Below are 23,752 nucleotides of genomic sequence, written 5' to 3' on the forward strand. Positions count from 1 at the left end.
CATACAAATGTAAAAAATGACTTCTTTTGAAAAAATCCTGACAAACGTACTTGACTTTAATCTAGAAAAGATTAATCCACTTTACAAAGGATTTCTTCTTGTGTCTTTTTTTGTTGTTTTTGTGTGTATTTCAATATATTCATCTAATGAAGCCCGAATAAGTAGAGAGCGGTATAAAGAGATGTTGAAAGACGAATTTTCTGGGATTGTGGCTAGAAAATATTTAGATAAAGAGAGTAGAAATAGCCCAGTTTTTAAGTTAAAAGATTCCAGTTGGCATATTGGGTATAATATGCTTTGGGAAAAGATTGAAATAGGAGATTCATTATCAAAAAAAGGAAAATCTCCATTAGTAAAAATTATTAAAAAGGGTACAATAGAGGTTTTTGACGTTTATTACGAGTTTAAAAATGTTGATACCATAAACATAAATAAATAGTGAAAGAACAGTTTTATAAATATATACAAGGCCTTCAGGATACAATAGTTTCAGGATTAGAAGCGGTTGATGGTCAAGCCAAATTCCGTGAAGATATTTGGGAGCGTCCAGAAGGAGGCGGCGGAAGAACACGTGTAATCGAAAACGGAGCTGTTTTTGAAAAAGGCGGCGTTAATATATCGGCAGTTCATGGTAAATTGCCAGAAGCCATGCAAAAAATGTTTAATGTAGGCGAAGCCGATTTTTTTGCTTGCGGACTAAGTTTGGTTTTACACCCAAAAAATCCAATGGTTCCTACTGTCCACGCCAATTGGCGTTATTTTGAAATGTATGATGACAAAGGAAATGTAATTCAGCAATGGTTTGGTGGAGGTCAGGATTTAACGCCTTATTATTTGTTCGAAAAAGATGCGAAACATTTTCATCAGACATGTAAAATAGCTTGTGACAAACACAATCCAGAGTTTTATCCGAAATATAAAAAACAATGTGATGCCTACTTTTGGAACGCGCACCGTAACGAGGCCCGCGGAATAGGAGGATTGTTCTTTGATTATTGCAAAGCTACAGACGAAATGAGCATGCAGGATTGGTATAATTTTGTTACTGAAGTAGGAAATAGTTTCTTAGAAGCTTATGTTCCAATTGTCGAAAGAAGAAAAATTCTATTATATACCGAAGAACAAAGAACATGGCAAGAAATTCGTCGTGGTCGTTATGTCGAGTTTAATCTGGTTCACGATAAAGGAACTTTATTTGGTTTAAAAACCAATGGTAGAATCGAGAGTATCTTAATGAGTTTGCCACCTCATGTACAATGGGTTTACGATCATCAGCCAGAAGTAGGAAGCGATGAGGAAAAACTAATACAAACGCTTGAAAATCCTAGAGAATGGATGTAAAATTGATTTATATTATGTTTTTTGCAGGAGTTTTTGGGTGTTTTGCTCAAAAAGATTCTCTTCAAAATCCCTATTTTAAATCATATGATGATAAGGTTACCGCAAGTATTTATTATCTGGATACATCCAATAATTTTCAGTTTGTTTACCCTGTTCCTGGAGAAGGGACAAAAATTCTTAATTTGATTCCTAATCGAAAAGAACAATTAGGAGCTTCACTTTCGTTTAAGTTTGTTGATTTGTCATTTGGTTTCTCGCCAAAATTTTTAAATGCCAATAAAGATAATTCTGGTTCTAAGCTTTTAAGTCTTAATACAAGATTGTATCATAAGCAATGGATGCAGAGCTTTACTTATTTTTATCAAAAAGGGTTTTATGTAAGTCAAGATGGTATAGATGCGGCTTTCCCAGGATTTAAATCGATTAAAATAGGAGGAGCTACATCTTATATTTTTAATAAAAAGTTTTCTTATAAAGCGATCGCAAGTCAGAATGAGTGGCAAACAAAGAGTGCAGGAAGTTTTATTCCTAATTTTTCTGCTTATTACACCAATATAAAATATAATGGAGATGGAGATAAAATAAATGGGAAAACATATCTGTTCTCATTGGCGCCATCCTATTTTTATAATCTGGTTTTAGGAAAACATGTTTTGGTTTCTGCAGGATTATCTTTGGGTGCAGGTGTTTATTTTACAGAGGGTCATTCTAAAGTGGTTTCTGAATTGGATATGAGTTTGAAAACGGGTTACAATTCCGATTCGTTTTTTGTATTCATGAATATTAATTATCTCAATTTTGTTGAGGGTGAAACAAGTGATATAGGTTTAAATGATAATATATCGACTATAAAAATTACGGCGGGTTATCGATTTAATGCTCCCAAAAAAGTGACTGAGATTTATGATAAAATAAATCAGAAAACGGGATTATAACATAAAAAGAGAGAGGCACCAACGGTGCCTCTCTCTTTTTATCTACTAAAATCTAGATTATTTGCTAAGTTCCTGAACAAAATCTAACGTTTGCAGAATGATGTTCTTATCCGATTTTAACGAATTTAATCGTAATTCAAATTTTAGTTTATTATCAATCAGTTTTTTCGAAGATTGAAGTGTTATATCACTAAACTGTGTTGCAAATTGATCGATTTTTTTAATATCAGCAGTTTTTGTTTCAGCAGTATGACTATATGCATTAGAAATCTCAGGAATATTAAGCTTCGCTAAAAAGTAATTTTGCTTCAAGTCTTTCTTTACTTCCTTTACAAATGATCCGTTATTGGTGTTGAAGTAGTCACGAGAATTTGCAATTACTACTACATCCTTATCCTTAAGGATAAACAAATCCCCGTATTTACCGTTGGTTCCGACGATTTCGTAATAATTTCCTTTTTGTACCAATAATTTTTTACGAACACCTAACTGTATCAGCTTGTCGCCAAATGTTGGATGCGTTGAGGTAAAAACCATTGAAAAAAGCGGAATTGATTTCTTCTCTTTTTTCTCAACTTCTATTTCTTCATAATTATCGTCGTATTCGTAAGATTTTGACGTTACCTCAATTTCCTTAACATCGAGTAAGAACATGCTTAAATCACCGTCAAAAAGAGTTGCAGTGGCTTCCTCATCAACAATAGTCGAGATTAAATCCGTTACAATACCCATATCATCCTTTGTTAATGCAGCACTATTTAAAACTTCGGTCATTAAATTCGGAAAGTTTTTTAATGTTTCTTTGGTGTTAATATGATAGCTCATATAACCCAAAGGCTTTTTGTCAGGAAAATAATTAAAAATGTTTTTATTAATTTTTCTATTGGCCATTTTGTCCACAATATCAGCCATTGGTTTAGAGTATTCAATAATCTCTTCTACACGAGCATTATCATTATCAAAATAAAAATCCAAATTGATTCCCTTTACAAGATTTCCCCAGTTTTTTTGAGAAGGCAAGAATTTATTATAAGTGGTAAATTGAGATAGAGTAGCGTAAGACTCGTAAAAAGAAGACATAGCTGCGCTGTAATTAATCCAAGATGAGATGTCTGCAGTAGCGTTTATCTTATCAGAAGATGGAGCAGTAAAACCTTTTTCGAAAAGAGATTTAATAAAATCATTTCGTTGTATCGATTGTAAACTATCAAAAGCAGCACGTCCAAGATCATATTCAGCGTAATAGTTATCGGTAGAAACAGCTGTAGAGTCTATAGGTTCCTCTATTGTATATGGAGTGTTAATGTCAATAGGAGATTCTCCTATAGGTTCTCCTTCATCTGGAGCTACATCTACAGTGATTTCTTCCTGGATTTCTGGAATATCGTATAGATTAGAGCTATACTTTTTTGTAAAACCTACAATCACAAGATAATTATCGTTCCATGCCATAGAACTTCCTTTATTTACAGAAGTTAATAGAGAGTATAGAGGAAAATCTTCGATTGTAGCTGTTGGGATAGAATCTGCATTTTTTTCTACATGCAGTTTTTGCATGAATTGTTTAATGTCATTTCTATTCTTAATAGGAATTGTGACTTGGTAATACGGAATACTATCTGTGAAATTTCCGTTTACGCTTATTTTTTGGTCTAATTTAAAAAGGTTTGCATATTGGTTGATATCATAATCGGGCTTGCCTTCAGTATATTTATTAATCAAAGAATGATTTAATACATCAAGAATATTTACTTTCTTAGAAAGTTGGTCGCCATTAAATTGTACAAAATAGTCGTATGGTTTAGTATTGGTCTGACTATTGGCAAATAAGGTTGTTAATAGAATAAAATAGGTAAAAAAATGCTTCATATACTAGGGAATTAATTGGATTGTATTATTCATTAAAGACGATTTTTTAAGTACGCTGTACATATTTTGTTTTAAAAAAACGGTCTTTTTGTTTTTAGAGATTTTACTGTTAGGGTTATCAGTGTTGGCAATATCACGGTCAAAGGTGTAAATCGATATAATGTTGGCTTGTTCCAAATCTTGTTTTTTCTTTGGGTCTTTTACCAGGTTTTCAGGAACAGGGTAAGAGGCAATCCTTTCAAAACTCTTAGCATTACTGCTAAAATGAATTTGGTCACTCTGATTATTAATACTATTTACAATGGCATTGAGTGCTTTTAAATTGGCATAGTTGAGTTTAATAATGAAAACATAATTTTCAAAATCAGTTTTAGTACTTACATTTGAAATTCCGTCAATTTTTAAAGCTTTTGCTTTAAAATCGGCTAGTTTCTTGGTGATTTCCTGTTCATTCGGGATTTTCACACCATCAACTTCTTCCAGCCAAATGGCCGATTTGGTCTTAAACCATGATTTCGAAAAGTCAACCATAAGGGTGTATTCACCACTTTGATCGTCATGGTGTTTGATTCGTTCCGTTATCTCAAAACATCCTGTTAAGAGCAAACAGCAGCATAAAGCGAGAATTTTCTTCATCAGGCAAATTTAAATTTAAATATTTTAAAAACCATGATATAAGAAGATTCTTAAATGGGAAATATAAAACAGTAAATTTTAGATAATATTAACGCATTCTAAACAATGCTAAAAGCCTTATTCTGTTGATTTTTCTTTAACTTTGCGACACAATTTTAATTTCAACTTTAAAACGGATGTTAAGGCTTTTTTAGCATTAGCATACTTCTTAAAAATTTATAAAAAACACTTATGTTCCCACTACAAAGAAACCGCCGTTTAAGAACTAATGAATCTATTCGCTCTTTAGTTCGTGAAACTACACTAAGTCCAAATGATTTTATGCTTCCAATGTTTATTGCCGAAGGAAAAGATGTAAAAGTCGCTATTCCGTCAATGCCAGGAATATATCGTCATTCATTGGATAACACGATAAAAGAAGTAAAAGAAGCTTGGGCATTAGGGATAAAAGCAGTGAATCTTTATGTAAAAGTGAGCGAAAACCTTAAAGACAATAAAGGGGTAGAAGCATGGAACAAAGATGGATTAATGCAACAAGCTATTCGTGCTATAAAAGATGCAGTTCCAGAAATGATTGTAATGCCAGATGTAGCACTAGACCCATTTTCTATTTATGGACATGACGGAATTATAGAAAACGGACAAGTTATAAACGATGCAACGGTAGATGCATTAACTCGTATGAGTTTAAGTCATGCCGATGCAGGAGCCGATTTTGTAGCGCCAAGCGACATGATGGACGGTCGCGTTCTTGCAATCCGTAAAGCATTAGAAGAAAACGGACACCACAATGTGGGAATCATGAGTTATAGTGCCAAATATGCTTCGGCATTTTACGGACCGTTTCGTGATGCATTAGATTCTGCACCAGTTGATTCTTTAGATATTCCAAAAGATAAAAAAACATACCAAATGGATTATGCTAATCGTATCGAAGGACTTCGTGAAGCATTGCTAGATGTAGAAGAAGGAGCAGATATCGTTATGGTAAAACCAGGAATTGCTTATCTGGATATCGTTCGCGAGATAAAAGATGCAGCTCACGTGCCAGTTGCAGTATATCAGGTTTCGGGAGAATACGCTATGGTAAAGGCCGCAGCCGAAAGAGGTTGGTTAGATCACGACAAAATCATGATAGAGCAACTATATTGCATTAAGAGAGCAGGAGCCAGTATTATCTCGACATACTTTGCCAAAGAAGCTGCTGTGATTTTAAATAAGTAAAAGATTGAAATACATAAGCATGAAAAAAATAATACTTGCATTTGCAATAATTGCATTCGTTTCTTGTAAAAAAGAAGAGAAAACAACAATCGATAATTCAGGAATGCCAATCGAAGAGTCGGCTACTTTAGAAGCTAAAACGCCCGAAGAATTAGGGAAAGCAATTTTCGAAGGACAAGGAAACTGTTTTGCCTGCCATCAGGTAGACCAAAAAGTTATCGGTCCAAGCATAAAAGAAATTGCCAAAATATACAAAGAGAAAAATGGAGACATGGTTACGTTTCTTAAAGGAAAAGGCGATCCAATAGTCGACCCAAGTCAGTTTGAAGTCATGAAAACCAATTTTCCTGTAACACAAGCCATGTCCGACGAAGAACTAAAAGCAATCGAAGCCTATTTTTATAGCTTTTTAAAGTAGGAGTTATCCCGATAGCTATCGGGATCGCCGCTATATCTTTATGTTTTTAAAGAAAAAACATAAAGGATGCCGCTTCTATCGGGGCTAAAAAAAACTAAAACCATTCGTATTTACGAGTGGTTTTTTTATACCTGCAAGGTTTTTAACTACAATCTTGTCATTGTGAACGCAGCCGAAGAATCTCCGTAATAAATAGGGAAAATCAAGATTGTACAAAATCTATTCAAATCTGTTTAATCTGCGTGACATTTACCGTAATCGTGTCATAATAAATACATGTTATAAACATTGCCAACGGTTTCAACCGTTGGAACGCAATATTATCGCAATCTGCTTCACACGGTTGAAACCGTGAGCTATAATCAAAATATAATAGAATTTAAGATTGGTCGAGAGAAATCACAAATCATTACTATTATTTTTTTTACTTTTATAACATGGAAACAGCATACATTAATTCGCCTTTAGGAATCACCAAAATTGTTGGTGACGAAAACGGAATCTCAGAGATTACCGTAGCTAACGCTGGTGATAATGCGGTTTCGGATACAATTGCAACCGAGTTGCAAGAAGCTGTTTCGCAATTAAATGATTACTTTTTAGGCAAAAGAACCGATTTCGATTTTAAGCTAAACCCCAAAGGAACAGAATTCCAACAAAGAGTTTGGAAAGGATTACTTGAGATTCCTTTTGGTAAAACCATGAGTTATTTAGAACTATCTAAAAAACTTGGAGATGTCAAAGCTATTCGTGCAGTAGCATCGGCAAATGGTAAAAATCCACTTTGGATAGTTGTTCCATGTCACCGAGTAATAGGAACCGATGGTTCATTAACAGGATATGCTGGCGGATTATGGCGTAAAAAATGGTTGCTAGATCATGAAAACCCTCTTAAGCAGCAAAGTTTGTTTTAATTTTCTGAGCACAAATGGACAAGAATTTTAAAAGTATCAAAATTTAAGTACATTTATACAGGCGATGAATTAGTGATAATTTGTGTTTAAAGGTTTTTAAGCAAAGTCTAAAAATCCAAGTAGTCTAACATTCTAAGAATGTCTAAGTCATCTAACTAATTTAAGTTCAATAATCTAAGAAGTCTAAGTAAGTCTAAAAATCTAAGCTGTCTAAATAATGATTGAAAAAATAAACCTAAACAACATCCTTTTTCTAGATATAGAAACCGTTCCCGAAACAGCCGATTTTGGAGAACTAGATGATGAGATGAAAGAACTTTGGGAGCACAAAACGCAATATCAGCGTAAAGAAGACTTTACAGCTGAAGAATTTTATGATCGAGCTGGAATTTGGGCAGAGTTTGGTAAAATCGTTTGTATTTCTGTTGGGTATTTTACCATCAAAGGTGATATCCGAAATTTTAGAGTGACCTCATTTTTTGGAGATGAGGTAAAAATCCTGAAAGATTTCAATAATCTATTAAACAACCATTACAATAAACCGTACCACGTTTTATGCGGACATAATGCAAAGGAATTTGACATTCCGTTTATCGCCAGACGTATGATTATCAACCAAATTGCAATTCCAGACATGCTGAATTTATTTGGAAAAAAACCTTGGGAAATTCCGCATCTAGATACGTTGGAGCTTTGGAAATTCGGTGATTACAAGCATTTTACTTCGCTGAAATTATTGACTAAAATCTTAGGAGTTCCTTCTCCAAAAGGAGATATCGATGGAAGTCAGGTAGGACATGTTTATTATGTAGAGAAAGACATTGACCGAATCGTAACCTATTGCGAGAAAGATACTATTGCTGTGGCTCAGATTTTTCTGCGTTTACGACGTGAAGATTTGTTGATTGATGATGAAATTATTCATGTATAGTTTTTAAAGGTACAAAGGTACAAAGGAACAGAGGTTCAAAGTTTAAGTGGACTTACATAATTTATAAGATTTTAATGTTTTACAATGGTACATCAGGAAATTTCACATCATCGATTAGTTTCTCAAAAACTATATAAAAAAGCACCAAGTTCTCCACAAGACATTGTGCATCATTTGGGTGCAATGCAGGCTCAGGATTATGCAATGGCAAAATGGGCGATTGGTTCTCGTTGTGATGCTACTGAAAAAGCTATAGAAGAAGCAATAAATTCAGCAGAAATTATCCGAACGCACATTCTGCGACCAACCTGGCATTTTGTTGCTGCAGAAGATATTCATTGGATGTTGGATGTTTCTGGACCTCAAGTCAAGAGAATAGTAGCTTCTTATGTCAAAAAATATGGATTTGATGATGAAAAATTTGAAAAAATTAATGCATCTATCGAAAAAATATTGGCTGGTAATAATCATCTAACTCGGGATGAGATCATGCAGGAACTCAACATCAATAAAATTTGTAGTGATGATTCTTTGAGCGGACCTATCATGATGTATGCTGAGTCGGTAGGTTTAGTTTGTAATGGAAGAATGAAAGGCAAGCAGATAACGTATGCTTTGCTGGATGAAAGAGTTACAAAGCCAAAAACGAAACTGTCTAAAGACGAGGGTTTGGCTAAATTAACCAAACGTTATTTTGAAAGTCATGGCCCTGCCACGTTATTAGATTTTTCCTGGTGGTCTGGTTTTTCACCTACAACTTGCAAACAGGTTATTAGCTCGATTGAATCAGAACTAAACTCGATAGAAATCGAGAATCAAAAATATTGGTTTGGAACCAATTTTACCGATGAGGATAACTTTCGCGAAAGCGTACATTTTCTTCCTGCATTCGATGAGATTTTAATTTCGTATAAAACACGTGAAGCATCTATTTTACAAGAACATCAATCAAAGGCGTTTACTAATAACGGTATTTTTAGACCAATTATTCTAGAAAACGGAAAAGTCATTGGAACTTGGAAAAGAACCATTAAAAAAGACCATGCGAAAATAGAAACGCAATTTTTTCATGAAATTGAGAATGATAAAAAAGTAGCTCTGTTTGATGGTATTAGCTCTTTTGAAAATTATCTGGAAACTAAAATTGTTATCGAATAGCTTTTAGATACAGATTTTTTATGTCGCTCTTACAGAGCTATTGATATCAATATTGTAACATTTTCTATAAATATGACGCCCTGCTAGGGCTGTTCAAACCATGTTATGATTTGTTCTTGCTAAAACATTAGTGCAATTTTATTGCATTAGGTTTGAGTCAAGTATTTGCAAGGGTTTCAGAATAAATATTTGATGGTTTCTATTAGGTCATGCTTCACGAAAGCTATAAAAACTCCGTTAGGAGTGGGCTATTTATAGCAATAATTAGAGCTCGTAGTGTTGAACCCCATCGGGGTGACATATTAAATTGGATAATGATTTTCGATCTATAACAAATACTTCGAGTTTCATCAGTAAAATGGTTGTGCATTTTATTGCTAAATAATTACATTTACAAAAAATATATAATTATGGTGTTAAGTAGATTTTGGCTAGCGATATTTATTTCGTCAATTGCTTTTATTGTAATCAGTTTGTTTACTGGTAATACGTATACTATTGATTATGTTTTGAATGGTAAGAAAGACGAGCCTATTTTAATCTCTGAAAAATATATTGAGCAAATTCCTGCTTTTATCAGAGATAGTATTAAAAAAGCGCCAGACAATACTATTATCATCAATCGTGATGAGGCAAATGCCGATACGACCTATGTTTATAAAAACAAAACCATAAAGATTTTTAGCGGTGTTCAAAAATCTGATGGTTTATTGCCAACTTGTAAGAGTACTTTGGTAGATTTAATTCTTCCACTTATTGCTTATTTGGCTTTTTTCTGCGGATTAATGGAGCTTTTAATCATTTCTGGAGCTTCAGGAAAATTAGCTAAAGGCTTGAGTCCGGTGTTTGTAAAAGTGTTTCCAAGTATCCCAAAAAATCACCCATCGATTTCATATATGACCTTAAACTTTGCGGCTAACTTTTTAGGATTAGATTCTGCGGCGACTCCGTTTGGTCTTAAAGCCATGGAGAGTTTACAAGAAATAAACCCCGATAAGGACAAAGCCAGTGATGCACAGATTATGTTTATGTGTCTGCATGCATCGGGACTTACGTTAATTGCAACTTCTATTATTGGGTATCGTGCTGCCGCTGGGGCAACAAACCCAGCCGATGTAATGTTGCCTTGTATTATTACCTCTTTTATCGGGACAATTGCTGCTTTTTTAATTGTTGGAATTAAACAAAAAATTAATTTTAAAAGTGCTTCTTTGGTTGTAGGCTTGATGGTTATGATTGCTGCCATTGTTGGACTTTTATTCTATGTAAATAGCTTAGACTTAATTGGTAAAAACTTCTTTACATCAAATCTTTCAGGATTAATATTGTTTGCGATCATTGGGTTTACCTTGGTTTTTTCGTTAAGACATGAGAAAAAATTTATTGAAGCAGAAACTACTGTTTTTGATGCATTTGTAGTAGGTGCAAATAATGGTGTTAAAACAGGGGTTACTATTTTTCCTTACGTTTTAGGGATGTTAGTGGCTATTTCTTTATTTAGAAATAGTGGTTTATTTGAAATCATAAGCCATTGGATTGCATTTATTTTCTCGAATATGGGTGTGAGTAAAGAAATCACCGATGCGTTGCCAGTTGCTATGCTTCGTCCTTTTAGTTCTGCGGGTTCACGTGGATTCTTGATTGACTCGATGAATACTTTTGGAGCAGATTCTATGACTGGAAGATTGAGTAGTATTTTTCAATGTAGCGCCGAAAGTACTTTTTACGTAATTGCGGTTTACTTTGGTTCAGTTAATATAAAAAATACCCGTTACGCTTTAGGAACTATGCTTTTGGTTGATGTAATTTGTGTGATTACAGCTATATTTGTGGCGAGTTGGTTTTTTTAGTAAATAGCATTTAAATTAAAAATTATATAAATATAAAACAGTATGAGAATGAGTAAATACACAAAATACATTGCAATTGCACTAATGTTGCTTTTTTTAATTACGAGTCTATTAGCTTAAAAGTTAGTTGGTTAATATGAATAGAATTTACATTACGTTGTTTTTGTTGGCTGTGGTAAGTTGTAAAAAAGAACCAGCAACAGTAGGTCCAAAGTGGACTAAAGAAGACAAAAAAGAAATGACGGCAAAGCCAGCATTTAATACTATTACCCCAAAAATCGATACGATATATATTTCTGGAAATGAAGAAATAGGCGTGAGTAACTATGTTTTAGCTTCTCTTTTGGATAAGAAAATTGATAAAGACAGTCTAATAACTGTTCAATACAGACTTGATTTCTTTACTAATAAAACAAAAGTAGGATCAGATAAGGTTACCATTGTTCCATTTACAGAAGGTTCGGGTTGGGGCGCGACATATGGTTTATCAGATGAAGATAATGCTGAGGTATCACCTTTTATCCATGTCAGTTTTGGTTATGAAGCTTGTGGATATAATCGCCAACACTTTTTGTATTATCTAAAAAATAATAAGGTACAGCTTGTGCACGACTGGGACTCTATGAGTGACGGTGGTTGGGGAAGTTGGTTAGAATTTGGAGGAATAGATCCTAAAAATGAACCAGTTTCTTTTTATAGCAAAAGAGTTTCTTACGGTGGTAAAGAAGATGTTAATGATGAAGATATGGGAACCGTAGAACATTCTGATTCTATCGTGTTTCATCTAAAAAACAATAAATGGGAAAAACGATTGTTAACCCCAAAGGAAAAGGTGTACTGGAAAAAAGACATTACTTTTAATGAATTTTATCCTCAATTTGCAGAATAAAAAAAGCCTCGCACATTGCGAGGCTTTTCCGTTTTTAGTAAGCAACAATTTATTTCTTAACGAATTTCTTAACGATTCTTTTTCCGCCGTTATTTAATTCTATGATGTAAATACCAGTATTTAATCTGCTTACATCTATAGACGATCCGTTTAATTGTCCTGAATTTACTTGTTGTCCAAGATTATTCGTAATCCTGAAAGTTGCTCCGTCGCTTTTTGCTAATGAAACATTCAACTCATTATCAACAGGATTTGGATATAAAGCAAAACTTGCATTATCATTAGTTTCTACTAATCCCGCAGTTACTTCTGGAGATACAATTGGACCAGCAGCTGTAATGTTTACAGTATAATCCTCTACTTGACCATAAGAGAAAGCTTCACAAGAAGTTGGGATTCCGTTGTATTTCATAGCAACTCTCAATCGTGTACTTCCTAGAGTAGCAGATGCTGGAATAGTGATTGTTCCTGTTACAGGAGTAGTTTTTGATACTGCTTTTGTCCAAACAGTTTCACCTGAATCTGCAAAATCACCATCTTGATTATAATCTATAAAAACGGCATAACCTTCATTGTAGGTTGTAGAAGTCCAAACAGGAGTAATTGTAATTGTGTAAGCAGTTCCTGCGGCAGCATTTGTTGAAATTGCCGTATAGTTTTCGTAACCAGCTGTTCCTGTTGAGGTATTGCTGATTGTACCAAATACTACCTTACTGATTTTTTCGTCAGCAGTATTGCTTCCTTGTGATGCACAATAGCTAATTGTATTGGCAAGCGTTGTTACATTTACAGTGTTGCTTGCTGGAGAAACATTTCCTGCAGCATCTTTAGCTTTTACATTAAAGCTATAAGCTGTTAAAGCTGTTAATCCAGTTACAGTATAGCTTGTAGTTGTAGATGAACCTTTAAGAGTTGTTCCTTCGTAAATATCATATCCAGTTACGGCTACGTTATCTGTTGCCGCAGTCCATGTTAAATTGGTAGTTGATCCAGTTGTTCCAGAAGCTGCAAGAGCAGTTGGAGCAGTTGGCGCAATTGTATCTGTAGAACCTGAATAAGCAGCTCCAACACCTACAGCATAAAATGCATTAGTTGTTGCGATTACCTCTGCAGAACCAGCACCGTATAAATCGATAGCCGATTGTATTCCTGATGTTCTTGCATTTGCAAAAGTAGAATTTGCAGTTAAATATACACTCTCTAAACGATAAGCGATTTTTGCAGCTTTATCAATTGTAATTCCTGTTACACTATAAGAACTTCCTATATCGTTTGTTCCTGTCTTACCTACAGACAAGATATAAAACCAATGGTTTAGTACACCAGAATTTGTATGAACACCACAATAATCATTGGATTGAGTAGGAGTTCCACAATTAATAACTTTCCAGTTTGTGCCGCCATAAGTATCAGGCTGACCTTCGGATTTAGGATTACTCATGGAACGTAAAGCAAGATGACCCGATCTTCTTTCGATATCTTCACCAACTAACCAAGTTGATTTTGTAGGCGCTGCGGCATATTCGATACAAGCACCCCAAATATCTGAGAAACCTTCATTCATAGCTCCAGATTCTTTTTGGTAAGCTAAGTTTGCTGTATAAGTACAAACGGCATGACCAATTTCGTGTCCTGCAACATCAATAGCAGTTAAGATGTCAAAATTAGTTCCGCTTCCGTCACCATAAGTCATAACACTACCGTCCCAGTACGCATTATCGTATGCATTACTGTAATGTACATAGCTTTTTATGATGGCACCTGCGTTATTAAAACTATTTCTACCATGTACAGTTGACCAATAGTCATATGTTTTTTCAGCTCCCCAATGAGCATCAAGTGCACCATTGTCTTTATTAGTATTTGCATACTCAGCAGCTGTCCAGTTATTATCTGCATCTGTAAAATTTACAGCAGCAGTATAACTAGTTCCTTTTTTCATATTATACGTGTTTATACCTAAACCTCTTGTTGCATCTGCCAGGATATAAGAAGACCCACTTAAAGTAGTTTGAATTACTTGCGTTCCACTATAACGTGTAGCTGCGTTTGCTGCAACAAAAGCCATTTTAAAACTAGCATCATCTTTTAGGTTCTTTGCATCGGCATTAGCAGATTTTGATTTACGTCCATGACTGTATTCTCCGAGATGCTTTATAGTTGCATTATAGAACAATATTTGACCGTTTTCTGCATCGATGTACAAATCCCCTCTACTTACCGGATTTGTCGCGTAAATGTCAAATTTATAGGCTAAACGAACCTTGTCTGTAGTTCTGTTAGTACCTTGATCTTCCATTGCGGGTAAAAATACCAGTTCGCCTTTTGGTTTTTCATAACCAATCGCTTTGGCATCTTGCGGATTTTCCCAAAGGTATTGTTGGGCACCAGTATAGCTAATTGCTCTATTAAGAGCATCTTGAGCGGATAGTTTTGGTGTAGTTTTTACTTTTTCGATGTTGTAATACTCACCATTCATAGAGACAAGTTTTCCGTCTTTAGAATGTAAGGTATAGTTGGCAAATTCTACTTTAATACCTTGTTCGTACAATTGAAATTTTTCATGTGTGTAACCTTGTGGATCAGACTCAGTTTTGACCCTTGCAAAAGATTGATTTTCTTTCAATCCCAATTGATCTTTAAAGACTTTTTGAGAATCAGTACCTCTATAGGTCGATTGGTCACTAAAAGTGATTAAACTAGGTTGTCCATTTTCGGATACATTTTTTTGGCTTACACGTTTATCCGTTATTTGTGCAAATGCCGATAAGGAGAATGTGAGCACAACAGCGGTTGTTGTGGCAATTTTGGGTAATGTACTTTTCATAATCGATTTGGGGTTTAATGTTAATTTAATTATTAGTTTGTATAGCAATTAAAGCGTGTAGGTAAATACTTTAATTTGTTATAAAAATATAAACATTTTGTTAAATAAATTAACATAAATTCAAATAATCGATAAAATGCAACAATTGTTGTTAAATAATTATTAAATATTAACAAATTAAAAACAATCATCAGAAAAAACCTGTTTTTATTATTATATTATTGATTTTGAGTGTTTTGTTTTCTTCTTAACTCGCTGATGTTGATTTAGTTGTGAAATATATGTAACCACTAGGTAGAATAAGCTGTAACAGAAAAAAGGCTAACATTTTTTAAGTGTTAGCCTTTTGTGTGAATTATTTAAAAAGAGGCGTTAATCGATAATCATCTCCGGAATATCACCTTCAATTATCAAATTTGCTTCAGTTGAAGCAATAATATGTTCTACAGAAACTCCAGGTGCGCGTTCTAAAAGTTTAAAACCTTTTGGAGTTATTTCTAAAACAGCCAATTCGGTTACAACTTTCTTTACACAACCAACACCAGTTAGTGGTAAGCTGCATTTTTTTAATATTTTAGATTCGCCAGCTTTGTTTACGTGCATCATGGCAACAATAATATTTTCGGCTGAAGCCACTAAATCCATTGCTCCACCCATTCCTTTTACCATTTTACCTGGGATTTTCCAGTTGGCAATATCTCCGTTTTCAGAAACTTCCATTGCACCAAGTATAGTTAAATCAACTTTTTGGCTACGAATCATTCCAAAACTAAGAGCCGAATCAAAGAAACTAGCTCCAGGAAGAGTTGTAATAGTTTGTTTTCCTGCATTAATAATATCAGCGTCTTCTTCTCCTTCAAAAGGAAAAGGTCCCATTCCCAGAACGCCGTTTTCGCTTTGAAATTCAACGTCAATTCCTTTTGGGATATAGTTTGCTACCAATGTTGGTATTCCGATACCTAAATTCACGAAATAACGGTCTTTAAGCTCTTGTGCAATTCGTTTTGCAATATCTTCTTTTGTTAACATATCTTTTTAATGTGTCAATTTTTTTAATGTGCCAATTAGTCAATTTGATAATTAGAAAATTTAAAACATTCTGTAGAGAATTATCTAATTGTCTTATTATCTCAATTAGCTAATTCTTCACTCTAACAGTTCGTTGCTCAATCCTCTTTTCAAATTTTTCTCCTTGAAAGATACGTTGTACCATGATTCCGGGAATATGAATTTGATTTGGATCTAATGTACCAACTGGAACGAGTTCTTCTACTTCGGCAATTGTTATTTTTGCTGCACCAGCCATACAAGAATTGAAGTTTCTGGCAGTTCCTTTAAAGATAAGATTACCAGCTTCGTCGCCTTTCCATGCTTTTACAATAGCGAAGTCAGCTTTGAAGGCATGTTCCATAATATGCATTTTTCCGTTGAACTCACGAATTTCTTTACCTTCGGCAACTTCGGTTCCGTAACCTGCAGGCGTGAAAAAAGCTGGTATTCCGGCTTGTGCTGCACGACAACGTTCGGCTAATGTTCCTTGCGGAATAAGTTCTACATCTAATTCTCCTGAAAGCATCTGACGTTCGAATTCGGCATTCTCACCTACATAAGAAGAAATCATTTTCTTGATTTGCTTTTTTTGCAATAATAATCCCAAACCAAAATCATCGACACCTGCATTATTAGAGATGCAAGTAAGACCTGAGTTTTCTGTTTTTACCAATTCGGCAATAGTGTTTTCTGGAATCCCACATAAACCAAATCCGCCAAACATAATTGTCATGTCGTTTTTGATTCCCTGAATTGCTTCCTGAACTGAGTTGACTTTTTTACTAATCATATTATTTGTCTTGTATTGACGTATATTTTTGATAAAAATACCAATTTTAGATTAAATTATAACGATTTCGTAAAAAATAAATCTACAAGTAATTTGTCTGATATAATTTAACAACGATTGTGATTAACCGCAAAGGACGCTATCCCGACGCGTCGGGAGCAAAGTTTTTAAATCCTTTTAATCTGAGTAATCTGTGGCAAGGAAATTAAGTGCAAAGTTCACAAAGACAAAATCGCAAAGTTATTTTATAGATTAAGCTTTGTGCCCTTTGCGGTAAATCTTTTATTTCTTGGATTAATCTACAATCAATTTGTTCCAAAAAAAAATCCTTTTGCATCTTCCGAAAATTCAGAAGTTACAAAAGGATATTAGTTATTTTAAAAGTGAAACTAAACTACAGTTCGAATTCGTCTGTGTTTTGTTCAGTGTCTGTTGTGTCTTTTACTTTCGGTGCAGAATAACAATCTACTTTTATTTGGAGATTTGCAGGTCTTTCGAAATCAGATTTAGATACTTGTAAAGCAGGGTCAGCGTAACAAAGTTTCATGAAATAACCCCAAACAGGTAGGGCAGCAGTTGCACCTTGTCCGTAAGTAATACTTTTGAAACGTGCCGAACGATCTTCGCAACCTACCCAAACACCAGTAACTAAGTTCGGAACCATTCCCATAAACCAACCATCAGATTGGTTTTGTGTTGTTCCTGTTTTACCAGCAATTGGATTTCGGAACATATATGGATATCCTGTCCAACGCTTATCACCGCTACCACCACCTTCAGTACGTAGTCGTGAACCCGAACCACTTTCGGTAACCCCTTGAAGAAGTTTAATTACAGCAAATGCGATATCTTTATTCAGTACATCGTGAGATTCTGGAATTGGCTCGTAAATTACTTCGCCACTTTTATTTTCAATTCGGTTTAAGAACTGTGGTTTTACATAAACACCTTGGTTTGCAAATGTGCTATAAGCAGCAACCATATCTTCAACAGTAATTTCAACAGCACCTAATGCGATTGAAGGTTGTACCGGAATTTGAGATTTTACTCCCAATTTATGTGCTAGTTCAACTACCGCTTCTGGACCAACACGGTCAATTAATTTAGCCGAAACCGTATTGATAGAGTTTGCCAAACCTTGTTTTAAGGTAACCATTCCGCGGTATCTGTTATCCGAGTTTCTTGGTTCCCAGTCTGCAGTAACGTGATGACGTCCTTTATGAATCATAAATGGACCATCTAATATTGAATCACAAGGAGACATATTTAATTGCTCAATTGCAGCTGCGTAAACAAATGGTTTAAATGTAGAACCTACTTGTCTTGCTCCCTGACCTACGTGATCGTATTGGAAGTATTTGTAATTGATTCCACCAACCCAAGCTTTAATGCTACCTGTTTGAGGTTCCATTGCCATTAAACCAGCTTGTAAAAAGTGCTTGTAATAACGAATAGAATCCAGAGGAGTCATAATCGTATCTCTTTCACCTTTCCAGGTAAACACAGTCATTTTTGTTTTCTCACTAAATGACTTTATGATTTCTTCGTCACTTTTATCGGCAGCTTTCATTACTGTCCAACGGTATGAAGATTTCATCGCTTGGTTTATAATTCGTTGCGTTTCAGCTTCAGAAATATTAACGAAAGGAGCATTTTTATTTGTTTTAGATTGTTGGAAAAACTCTTCTTGTAAGTTTTTCATGTGTGCAGCAACAGCTTCTTCAGCATGTAATTGCATTCTGGAATCGATAGTCGTGTATATTTTTAGACCATCTTTGTAAATGTTATATTCAGTACCGTCTGGTTTTTTATTTTCGGCTACCCATTTTTTCATGTAGTCACGTAAATATTCTCTAAAGTAAGTTGCAGTTCCTTCACGGTGACTTTCTAGTTTGAATTTCAATGAGATAGGAAGAGCTTGTAATTTGTTTTTTTGGTCATTAGTAATCATGCCCGCTTTTTCCATTTGCGAAAGCACAACATTACGACGGTTTTTAACTCCTTGCGGATTTCTTACCGGATTGTATAAACCTGAATTCTTGAACATTCCGACTAATATTGCCGATTCGTCCATCGTTAAGTCTTTTGGTTCTTTAGAGAAATAAGTTTGCGCAGCAGAACTTACCCCAACCGAATAATTACCAAAATCATATACGTTGCAATACATTGCAATAATTTCATTCTTAGTATATTGTCTTTCTAAACGAATAGCGATAATCCATTCTTTTACTTTTTGTACAATTCTAAAAGGTAAAAATTTAGATCCTTCTCCGTGAAATAATTGTTTTGCTAATTGTTGTGTAAGCGTACTTGCACCTCCGCTAGTTCCTAAACTAGCAATAGCTCTTAAAGTTCCACGACCGTCAATTCCTGAATGTTCGTAAAAACGCTCATCTTCGGTTGCTACAAGTGCTTCAACCAAGCTTTTAGGTAAGTCAGAATATTTTAATTGTGATCTGTTTGTCTGGAAATATTTCCCGATAACAACTCCATCAGAAGAGATGATTTCGGTAGCTAAATTAGAATCTGGATTTTCTAAGTCTTCAAATGAAGGCATAGAACCAAAAATTCCCCATGAAGCAAATAAGAAAAAGGTAATAACACCTAATAAACCATAGCCAAAAATTTTCCAAAAGGTCTTTTTGTAATAATTGATGTCTTTATCAGTTTTTGTTGGATTGTTTTTTTTAGCAGCCATATAAATCTATTCTAATCTTTTTTTTCAATTCTAAAACCTACATCAGTTATTCCGTCAAGTTGTTGTACTCCAGGAACTTTCCCTGATTCTCTAACTGCTTGTTTGATATGAACTTTGTATTTTCCTTTAAACTTAACATCCTCTTTATAAAAGAGTTTACTTTCTTTTATATCTGTAAATCCGTTCCCCATTAAAGTTCCGTCTGGATGTGCCATTTGGTATTCAAGAGTATCTACTTTTGTAAATCCGCTTTGGGTTTCGATAGCAACAATTAAAAATATATTGTTGAAGGGAAAATTGTTGTTATCTCTCAAATTTACAAACAAATTGTATCGTTTGGTCGAATCTAATTCGGGTAAGTCGAAGGTTACAATGCTGTCTTTATGCCAAGCATCTCCAACAGATTTGTATTCATCAAATACTCTTTTTTTGTCGCATGAAAAAAGAAGTATAGCCACCAAAAGAAGAATCCCGCTATTTTTTATTCTCATTTTTTGTAATAATTATTGGTTTTCTAGGGCCAGCTGGTTTTTTATCGTTCGCAGCATTATTGTTTGGCTTATTGTTATTATTGTTTCCAGCTGGTTTATTGCCTTTTGGATTTTGATTCTTTGGTGCTTGATTGTTGGGAGTAGTTGCAGGAGCAGCAGCTGCAGCAACATTTTCGCCAATAGTTTTGCGTTTTTTAGCTGGTTTTTTCTTTCTTTTTGGTTGGTCAAAACGAGTTAAGCTTTCTTGACCCATAGCATTATTGAAGTCTTTTTCAGGTTCTTGAGTGATTTCTATTGCAAAATCTTCAAGTGAAGAAACTCTGTTTTTGAGTTTGTTTTCGGCTATGATTTCTTTTACCTGATCAATTTTTAAAACATGCCAGTTTGCGAAGTTATTGGTATAAGCAAACCACATTAATCCTTTAAAAATATCTTGTTTTTGGCAAATTGCATCGCCTTTTTCAGTAACTAATTTGGTATCGTAATCAGGAAAATCCTTAAGAGCATCCATGTAGGTGTCTAGCTCATAGTTTAAACAACATTTCAATTTTCCGCATTGTCCTGCTAGTTTTTGCGGATTCAACGATAATTGTTGGTATCGTGCTGCTGAGGTGTTCACACTTCTAAAATCGGTTAACCAAGTAGAGCAACACAATTCTCTTCCGCAAGAACCAATTCCTCCTAAACGCGCAGCTTCCTGACGGAAACCAACTTGTTTCATTTCGACTCTTGTACTGAATTCTTTAGCAAAATCTTTAATTAAAAGTCTAAAATCGACTCTGTCATTTGCAGTATAATAAAAAGTAGCTTTTGAGCCATCTCCTTGAAATTCAATATCCGAAATTTTCATTTCTAGTTTTTGAGCTATCGCTAATTCACGAGCGCGAACTTTCATCGGCTCTTCTTTTTCGCGGGCTGCCGACCAAATATCGATATCTTTTTGAGAGGCTTTACGGTAAATTTTAGGAACTTCATTGCTAGTAGGACTAACTCCTTTTTTCTTCATTTGAATTTTTACTAATTCGCCTGTAAGAGTTACAATTCCTATGTCATGTCCTGGAGATGCTACTGTTGCAACGATATCTCCAATACTTAAAGTTAATTTATCTGAGTTTCTAAAAAATTCTTTTCTACCGTTCTTAAAACGTACTTCAACACAATCAAAAGGAGCTTCTCCGTTAGGCAAACTCATATTCGAAAGCCAATCAAAAACCGTTAATTTATTGCAGCTATCGGTGCCGCAAGTCCCATTATTTTTACAACCCTTAGGTGCGCCACCATCAGAAGTTGAACAACTTGTACATGCCATAATTTTATATGTAGTGTCGCAATAAATGCAACTTAAGTTCTTAAAAAAGATTAATGTGTAAAGATAGTATTTTTTTTAGTTTGCTTTTTAATGGATTAACACTAATGCTACGTTAAATACAAAATACAGTCGTGTTTAAGAGAAAATTAGTGGTTTTTATGATAGTATGAAACTGGATTTATCAAGAAAATTCGTTTGTTATTTATTTATCTTGCTTAAAAGGACTTATAGTTTGATGGTGGTTTTTTTGAACAAAAAACTATTCTGATTATTCTTAAAAAAAATATTTAAGCTTATATTTGGTTTGTATTTATAGGTTTTATATTAAAAACTTAGCTTTTAGTGTTGGTTAAAAAACAAACAAAATATCCCTCATTGGCACGAATTATTAGTTACTGGAATGCAAATTATTATTTTGCTGTTGAGCTCATTGTCAATATTTTCAAAAATTATCAATCTTTTTATATTATTTAGAACAAAAACCATGAACAAATTATTTTACGTTTTATTCGCAATCCCTTTTTTTATTAGTTGTACGAATAAAAAGCCTTTAGATCAAAAAAACATAAATTCAGTTAAAAAAGACACAACTATTGCTAGCGCTGTAGCTGTGGAAACACAAAAAGTGTCTGATTTAGATATATATAATGTTAATTCAATTTTTGGCGAAAAAGATACTATTGCGCTAATATCCTTGTCTGATAAATATCAATTAAGTGAACATAAGGATTCTCTTGCTATTCCTGATGTTAAAAAATTAGGAGAAAAAGAGGCTCAATATCTAGTGTTGAATTCGACATATAGAAACAGAATGCTATCTAAAATGAAAATTTCAGAAAAAGATAGTGTTTATGTTTACGATTATGCCACCAATATTGTCAATGCATTTTCTGTGAAATCTCTACAAGTAGTCGCTGCTATAAATGTATACGGGGCCGATTGGCCTTATTCACAAGATGATTATATGATTGGATTTGGACTAGATCCCAAATTACTAAAAGGATTCGATTCCTATTATTTGAATACTTTGGTTTGCATTGGTTCAAAGAATCCTTTTGCAATGAAGCAATTGAAAGCTATAAAGTGGAAAGAAACAACAATTGCTAAGGTGCCTGTTGCTGCTATAAATCCGGAATATAATGATTTGATAAAAACGGCAAGTAAAAAAACGGCTTATAGTTATAAATCAAACGGGTTTGAATACTTTTTACAGGATTATATAAATGAAGAAACAGTATTGTTGAGAAGGTTGATTGTTAAAGAAGAAAAAACAAACAAGATCGTTTGTGATAAGTATTACCGTGAGAGCGAAGGTGGTTCGTTTGCACAATTAAACGATAATAGTGAGGATAAAGAAGTCAATCAATGGACTGGTAAACTGTTTAAGAACAAACCAGAGGTAGTTTTTGGTTTTGTATACGTTTCTTTCGGTTGCCCAGGGATCTCATTCTTAGATAATAATGAACCTGATGTTTTTTTAAATTGTGATAACAGACACTAATTTAATCTTATAAAAGAAAGCCCTATTCTATATCAAATAGAATAGGGTTTTCTTTTAGGTTTCCTTTATTATGATGATTTTTATTGGACAATCTACTTGATTTAAAAGGATTTTAATTACTCGAATTATGCTGCTCATTTGATTAAAAGTGAATACTTTTATAGATGAAATTATTTCAAATTACATAAACATTCAATATCATACGGCTTTAATGAAATATTTATTCTTGCTCTTTTTGTTTACTTGTAGCGTTACTTTTTCGCAAACAGAAACAGATTCTATTTCGTACAATCTTATGTTTAAAGTTAATTATCCTCCAGAGTCTCTAAGTATGGAAGATATTGACTTTAGTAAAGAAAAGCCCGAATGCATATTCGAACTTAAAGGAAAAACACCTTTAAAATATTCTTTCCGTTTACAAAATGACTCCATTGCATCCCTTTATCAATTTAAAAATAACAAATTAGAACTTCAGGAAAATGTCCATTATCAGCCATTCTTTTGGCATTTTGATAAGGATATGCTTTTCTCAAATTTTAAAATAGTTGATTTTGATAACGATGGAGACGAAGATTTGCTGTGCTGGGTATTCTCTAATGTAAATGGTAACGAATGGACTATCGTTTTTATTAATGACCAAACGCAACAAAAACTGTTTAGATTATATAATGCTGCTGATGAAACTGATATTTGGGATAAACCTAGATTTGATAAAGAAACAAATACGATACATACGGAACTTTATGGAAGTGCTTTTGGAACTTCTGCGGAAAGTAGTTATAAATTGCAAGATAACGGTACTGTTATTCCATTGAGAAAACATTTTCAAGATAGAACTGGTAAGCATATGTATGATTATGTATATATGGGAAGAAATGGTAAATGGAAATTAAAATCTAAAAATAGAGTAAAGCAATAAAA

At 34.0% G+C, this 23,752-nt stretch carries 20 protein-coding genes; 12 read left to right on the forward strand and 8 right to left on the reverse strand.

All coding sequences use genetic code 11. The annotated features are described in order from the left end of the window. The first annotated feature begins 16 nt into the window (after nucleotides 1-16). Genes SHI72_RS12010 through SHI72_RS12020 form a run of 3 tightly spaced genes read left to right on the forward strand, consistent with a single transcriptional unit; the run spans nucleotide 17 to nucleotide 2,276 of the window. Nucleotides 17-439 (forward strand): hypothetical protein, encoded by a 423-nt coding sequence (locus SHI72_RS12010; RefSeq protein ID WP_323490090.1) that lies wholly within the window; start codon nucleotides 17-19, stop codon nucleotides 437-439. Then, complete coding sequence (gene hemF, locus SHI72_RS12015; RefSeq protein ID WP_323490091.1) at nucleotides 439-1,341, forward strand: oxygen-dependent coproporphyrinogen oxidase; 903 nt, start codon at nucleotides 439-441, stop codon at nucleotides 1,339-1,341. The genes SHI72_RS12010 and hemF overlap by 1 nt, the downstream gene beginning before the upstream one ends. Beyond that, on the forward strand, nucleotides 1,332-2,276 hold the full coding sequence (locus tag SHI72_RS12020; RefSeq protein WP_323490092.1) for a DUF4421 family protein: 945 nt from the start codon (nucleotides 1,332-1,334) through the stop codon (nucleotides 2,274-2,276). Before hemF ends, SHI72_RS12020 begins: the two co-directional genes overlap by 10 nt. 57 nt (nucleotides 2,277-2,333) lie before the next feature. Here the strand turns inward: SHI72_RS12020 and SHI72_RS12025 are convergent, their stop codons facing one another. Together SHI72_RS12025 and SHI72_RS12030 are read right to left on the reverse strand one after the other, a co-directional pair. Continuing rightward, nucleotides 2,334-4,145, reverse strand: coding sequence for a hypothetical protein (locus SHI72_RS12025; protein ID WP_323490093.1), 1,812 nt, complete (start codon nucleotides 4,143-4,145; stop codon nucleotides 2,334-2,336). A gap of 3 nt (nucleotides 4,146-4,148) precedes the next feature. Further along, complete coding sequence (locus SHI72_RS12030; protein ID WP_039113491.1) at nucleotides 4,149-4,781, reverse strand: hypothetical protein; 633 nt, start codon at nucleotides 4,779-4,781, stop codon at nucleotides 4,149-4,151. Nucleotides 4,782-5,012: 231 nt separating this feature from the next. Here SHI72_RS12030 and hemB point away from each other — a divergent pair, with 231 nt between their 5' ends. The 7 genes from hemB to SHI72_RS12065 all read left to right on the forward strand — a co-directional run bounded on the left by hemB (nucleotide 5,013) and on the right by SHI72_RS12065 (nucleotide 12,165). Further along, nucleotides 5,013-6,005, forward strand: a complete 993-nt coding sequence (hemB, locus tag SHI72_RS12035; protein ID WP_323490094.1) for a porphobilinogen synthase — start codon at nucleotides 5,013-5,015, stop codon at nucleotides 6,003-6,005. A 19-nt stretch (nucleotides 6,006-6,024) separates the two neighbouring features. Next, nucleotides 6,025-6,423 (forward strand): c-type cytochrome, encoded by a 399-nt coding sequence (locus SHI72_RS12040; protein ID WP_323490095.1) that lies wholly within the window; start codon nucleotides 6,025-6,027, stop codon nucleotides 6,421-6,423. Between the two features lie 437 nt (nucleotides 6,424-6,860). Further along, entirely contained in the window at nucleotides 6,861-7,337 is a 477-nt protein-coding gene (locus SHI72_RS12045) for a methylated-DNA--[protein]-cysteine S-methyltransferase (protein WP_323490096.1), read from the forward strand. 217 nt (nucleotides 7,338-7,554) lie between these two features. Beyond that, the gene (locus SHI72_RS12050) at nucleotides 7,555-8,268 is read left to right on the forward strand and encodes a 3'-5' exonuclease (RefSeq protein WP_323490097.1); all 714 of its coding nucleotides are present in this window, start codon (nucleotides 7,555-7,557) and stop codon (nucleotides 8,266-8,268) included. A gap of 84 nt (nucleotides 8,269-8,352) precedes the next feature. After that, the gene (locus SHI72_RS12055; RefSeq protein ID WP_323490098.1) at nucleotides 8,353-9,426 is read left to right on the forward strand and encodes a winged helix DNA-binding domain-containing protein; all 1,074 of its coding nucleotides are present in this window, start codon (nucleotides 8,353-8,355) and stop codon (nucleotides 9,424-9,426) included. A 410-nt stretch (nucleotides 9,427-9,836) separates the two neighbouring features. Further along, a complete protein-coding gene (locus SHI72_RS12060; protein WP_323490099.1) occupies nucleotides 9,837-11,276 on the forward strand; it encodes a nucleoside recognition domain-containing protein in 1,440 nt (479 codons plus the stop codon). Nucleotides 11,277-11,412: 136 nt separating this feature from the next. After that, complete coding sequence (locus SHI72_RS12065) at nucleotides 11,413-12,165, forward strand: hypothetical protein (RefSeq protein ID WP_323490100.1); 753 nt, start codon at nucleotides 11,413-11,415, stop codon at nucleotides 12,163-12,165. Between the two features lie 49 nt (nucleotides 12,166-12,214). Here SHI72_RS12065 and SHI72_RS12070 read toward each other — a convergent pair whose 3' ends face one another. The 6 genes from SHI72_RS12070 to SHI72_RS12095 all read right to left on the reverse strand — a co-directional run bounded on the left by SHI72_RS12070 (nucleotide 12,215) and on the right by SHI72_RS12095 (nucleotide 21,330). Next, nucleotides 12,215-14,992, reverse strand: a complete 2,778-nt coding sequence (locus SHI72_RS12070) for a M4 family metallopeptidase (RefSeq protein WP_323490101.1) — start codon at nucleotides 14,990-14,992, stop codon at nucleotides 12,215-12,217. Nucleotides 14,993-15,364: 372 nt separating this feature from the next. Then, complete coding sequence (locus tag SHI72_RS12075; protein WP_039118417.1) at nucleotides 15,365-16,021, reverse strand: CoA transferase subunit B; 657 nt, start codon at nucleotides 16,019-16,021, stop codon at nucleotides 15,365-15,367. A 109-nt stretch (nucleotides 16,022-16,130) separates the two neighbouring features. Continuing rightward, on the reverse strand, nucleotides 16,131-16,832 hold the full coding sequence (locus SHI72_RS12080) for a CoA transferase subunit A (RefSeq protein ID WP_039118416.1): 702 nt from the start codon (nucleotides 16,830-16,832) through the stop codon (nucleotides 16,131-16,133). 394 nt (nucleotides 16,833-17,226) lie between these two features. Continuing rightward, the gene (locus SHI72_RS12085) at nucleotides 17,227-19,530 is read right to left on the reverse strand and encodes a penicillin-binding protein 1A (RefSeq protein ID WP_039113505.1); all 2,304 of its coding nucleotides are present in this window, start codon (nucleotides 19,528-19,530) and stop codon (nucleotides 17,227-17,229) included. A gap of 11 nt (nucleotides 19,531-19,541) precedes the next feature. Beyond that, the gene (locus SHI72_RS12090) at nucleotides 19,542-20,021 is read right to left on the reverse strand and encodes a gliding motility lipoprotein GldH (RefSeq protein WP_039113506.1); all 480 of its coding nucleotides are present in this window, start codon (nucleotides 20,019-20,021) and stop codon (nucleotides 19,542-19,544) included. Further along, nucleotides 20,005-21,330: a PSP1 domain-containing protein gene (locus SHI72_RS12095; protein WP_086894712.1), complete on the reverse strand. Its 1,326-nt coding sequence runs from the start codon at nucleotides 21,328-21,330 to the stop codon at nucleotides 20,005-20,007. Before SHI72_RS12095 ends, SHI72_RS12090 begins: the two co-directional genes overlap by 17 nt. 484 nt (nucleotides 21,331-21,814) lie before the next feature. Here SHI72_RS12095 and SHI72_RS12100 point away from each other — a divergent pair, with 484 nt between their 5' ends. Then, nucleotides 21,815-22,831, forward strand: coding sequence for an oxidoreductase (locus SHI72_RS12100; protein WP_323490102.1), 1,017 nt, complete (start codon nucleotides 21,815-21,817; stop codon nucleotides 22,829-22,831). Between the two features lie 148 nt (nucleotides 22,832-22,979). Then, nucleotides 22,980-23,750: a hypothetical protein gene (locus tag SHI72_RS12105; protein WP_323490103.1), complete on the forward strand. Its 771-nt coding sequence runs from the start codon at nucleotides 22,980-22,982 to the stop codon at nucleotides 23,748-23,750. Nucleotides 23,751-23,752 lie beyond the last annotated feature (2 nt).

It is taken from the genome of Flavobacterium sp. PL02 (genome assembly GCF_035013205.1).
Taxonomy (GTDB): domain Bacteria; phylum Bacteroidota; class Bacteroidia; order Flavobacteriales; family Flavobacteriaceae; genus Flavobacterium.

Bases quoted from the DNA above. Each gene is read 5' to 3' on its own strand.
- SHI72_RS12030 (WP_039113491.1), bottom strand. From the start codon at position 4,781: ATGAAGAAAATTCTCGCTTTATGCTGCTGTTTGCTCTTAACAGGATGT.
- SHI72_RS12090 (WP_039113506.1), bottom strand. From the start codon at position 20,021: ATGAGAATAAAAAATAGCGGGATTCTTCTTTTGGTGGCTATACTTCTT.
- SHI72_RS12040 (WP_323490095.1), top strand. From the start codon at position 6,025: ATGAAAAAAATAATACTTGCATTTGCAATAATTGCATTCGTTTCTTGT.
- SHI72_RS12080 (WP_039118416.1), bottom strand. From the start codon at position 16,832: ATGATTAGTAAAAAAGTCAACTCAGTTCAGGAAGCAATTCAGGGAATC.
- SHI72_RS12010 (WP_323490090.1), top strand. From the start codon at position 17: ATGACTTCTTTTGAAAAAATCCTGACAAACGTACTTGACTTTAATCTA.
- SHI72_RS12065 (WP_323490100.1), top strand. From the start codon at position 11,413: ATGAATAGAATTTACATTACGTTGTTTTTGTTGGCTGTGGTAAGTTGT.
- SHI72_RS12085 (WP_039113505.1), bottom strand. From the start codon at position 19,530: ATGGCTGCTAAAAAAAACAATCCAACAAAAACTGATAAAGACATCAAT.
- hemB (WP_323490094.1), top strand. From the start codon at position 5,013: ATGTTCCCACTACAAAGAAACCGCCGTTTAAGAACTAATGAATCTATT.
- SHI72_RS12020 (WP_323490092.1), top strand. From the start codon at position 1,332: ATGGATGTAAAATTGATTTATATTATGTTTTTTGCAGGAGTTTTTGGG.
- SHI72_RS12075 (WP_039118417.1), bottom strand. From the start codon at position 16,021: ATGTTAACAAAAGAAGATATTGCAAAACGAATTGCACAAGAGCTTAAA.
- SHI72_RS12025 (WP_323490093.1), bottom strand. From the start codon at position 4,145: ATGAAGCATTTTTTTACCTATTTTATTCTATTAACAACCTTATTTGCC.
- SHI72_RS12070 (WP_323490101.1), bottom strand. From the start codon at position 14,992: ATGAAAAGTACATTACCCAAAATTGCCACAACAACCGCTGTTGTGCTC.
- SHI72_RS12045 (WP_323490096.1), top strand. From the start codon at position 6,861: ATGGAAACAGCATACATTAATTCGCCTTTAGGAATCACCAAAATTGTT.
- SHI72_RS12050 (WP_323490097.1), top strand. From the start codon at position 7,555: ATGATTGAAAAAATAAACCTAAACAACATCCTTTTTCTAGATATAGAA.
- SHI72_RS12095 (WP_086894712.1), bottom strand. From the start codon at position 21,330: ATGGCATGTACAAGTTGTTCAACTTCTGATGGTGGCGCACCTAAGGGT.
- SHI72_RS12100 (WP_323490102.1), top strand. From the start codon at position 21,815: ATGAACAAATTATTTTACGTTTTATTCGCAATCCCTTTTTTTATTAGT.
- SHI72_RS12055 (WP_323490098.1), top strand. From the start codon at position 8,353: ATGGTACATCAGGAAATTTCACATCATCGATTAGTTTCTCAAAAACTA.
- SHI72_RS12060 (WP_323490099.1), top strand. From the start codon at position 9,837: ATGGTGTTAAGTAGATTTTGGCTAGCGATATTTATTTCGTCAATTGCT.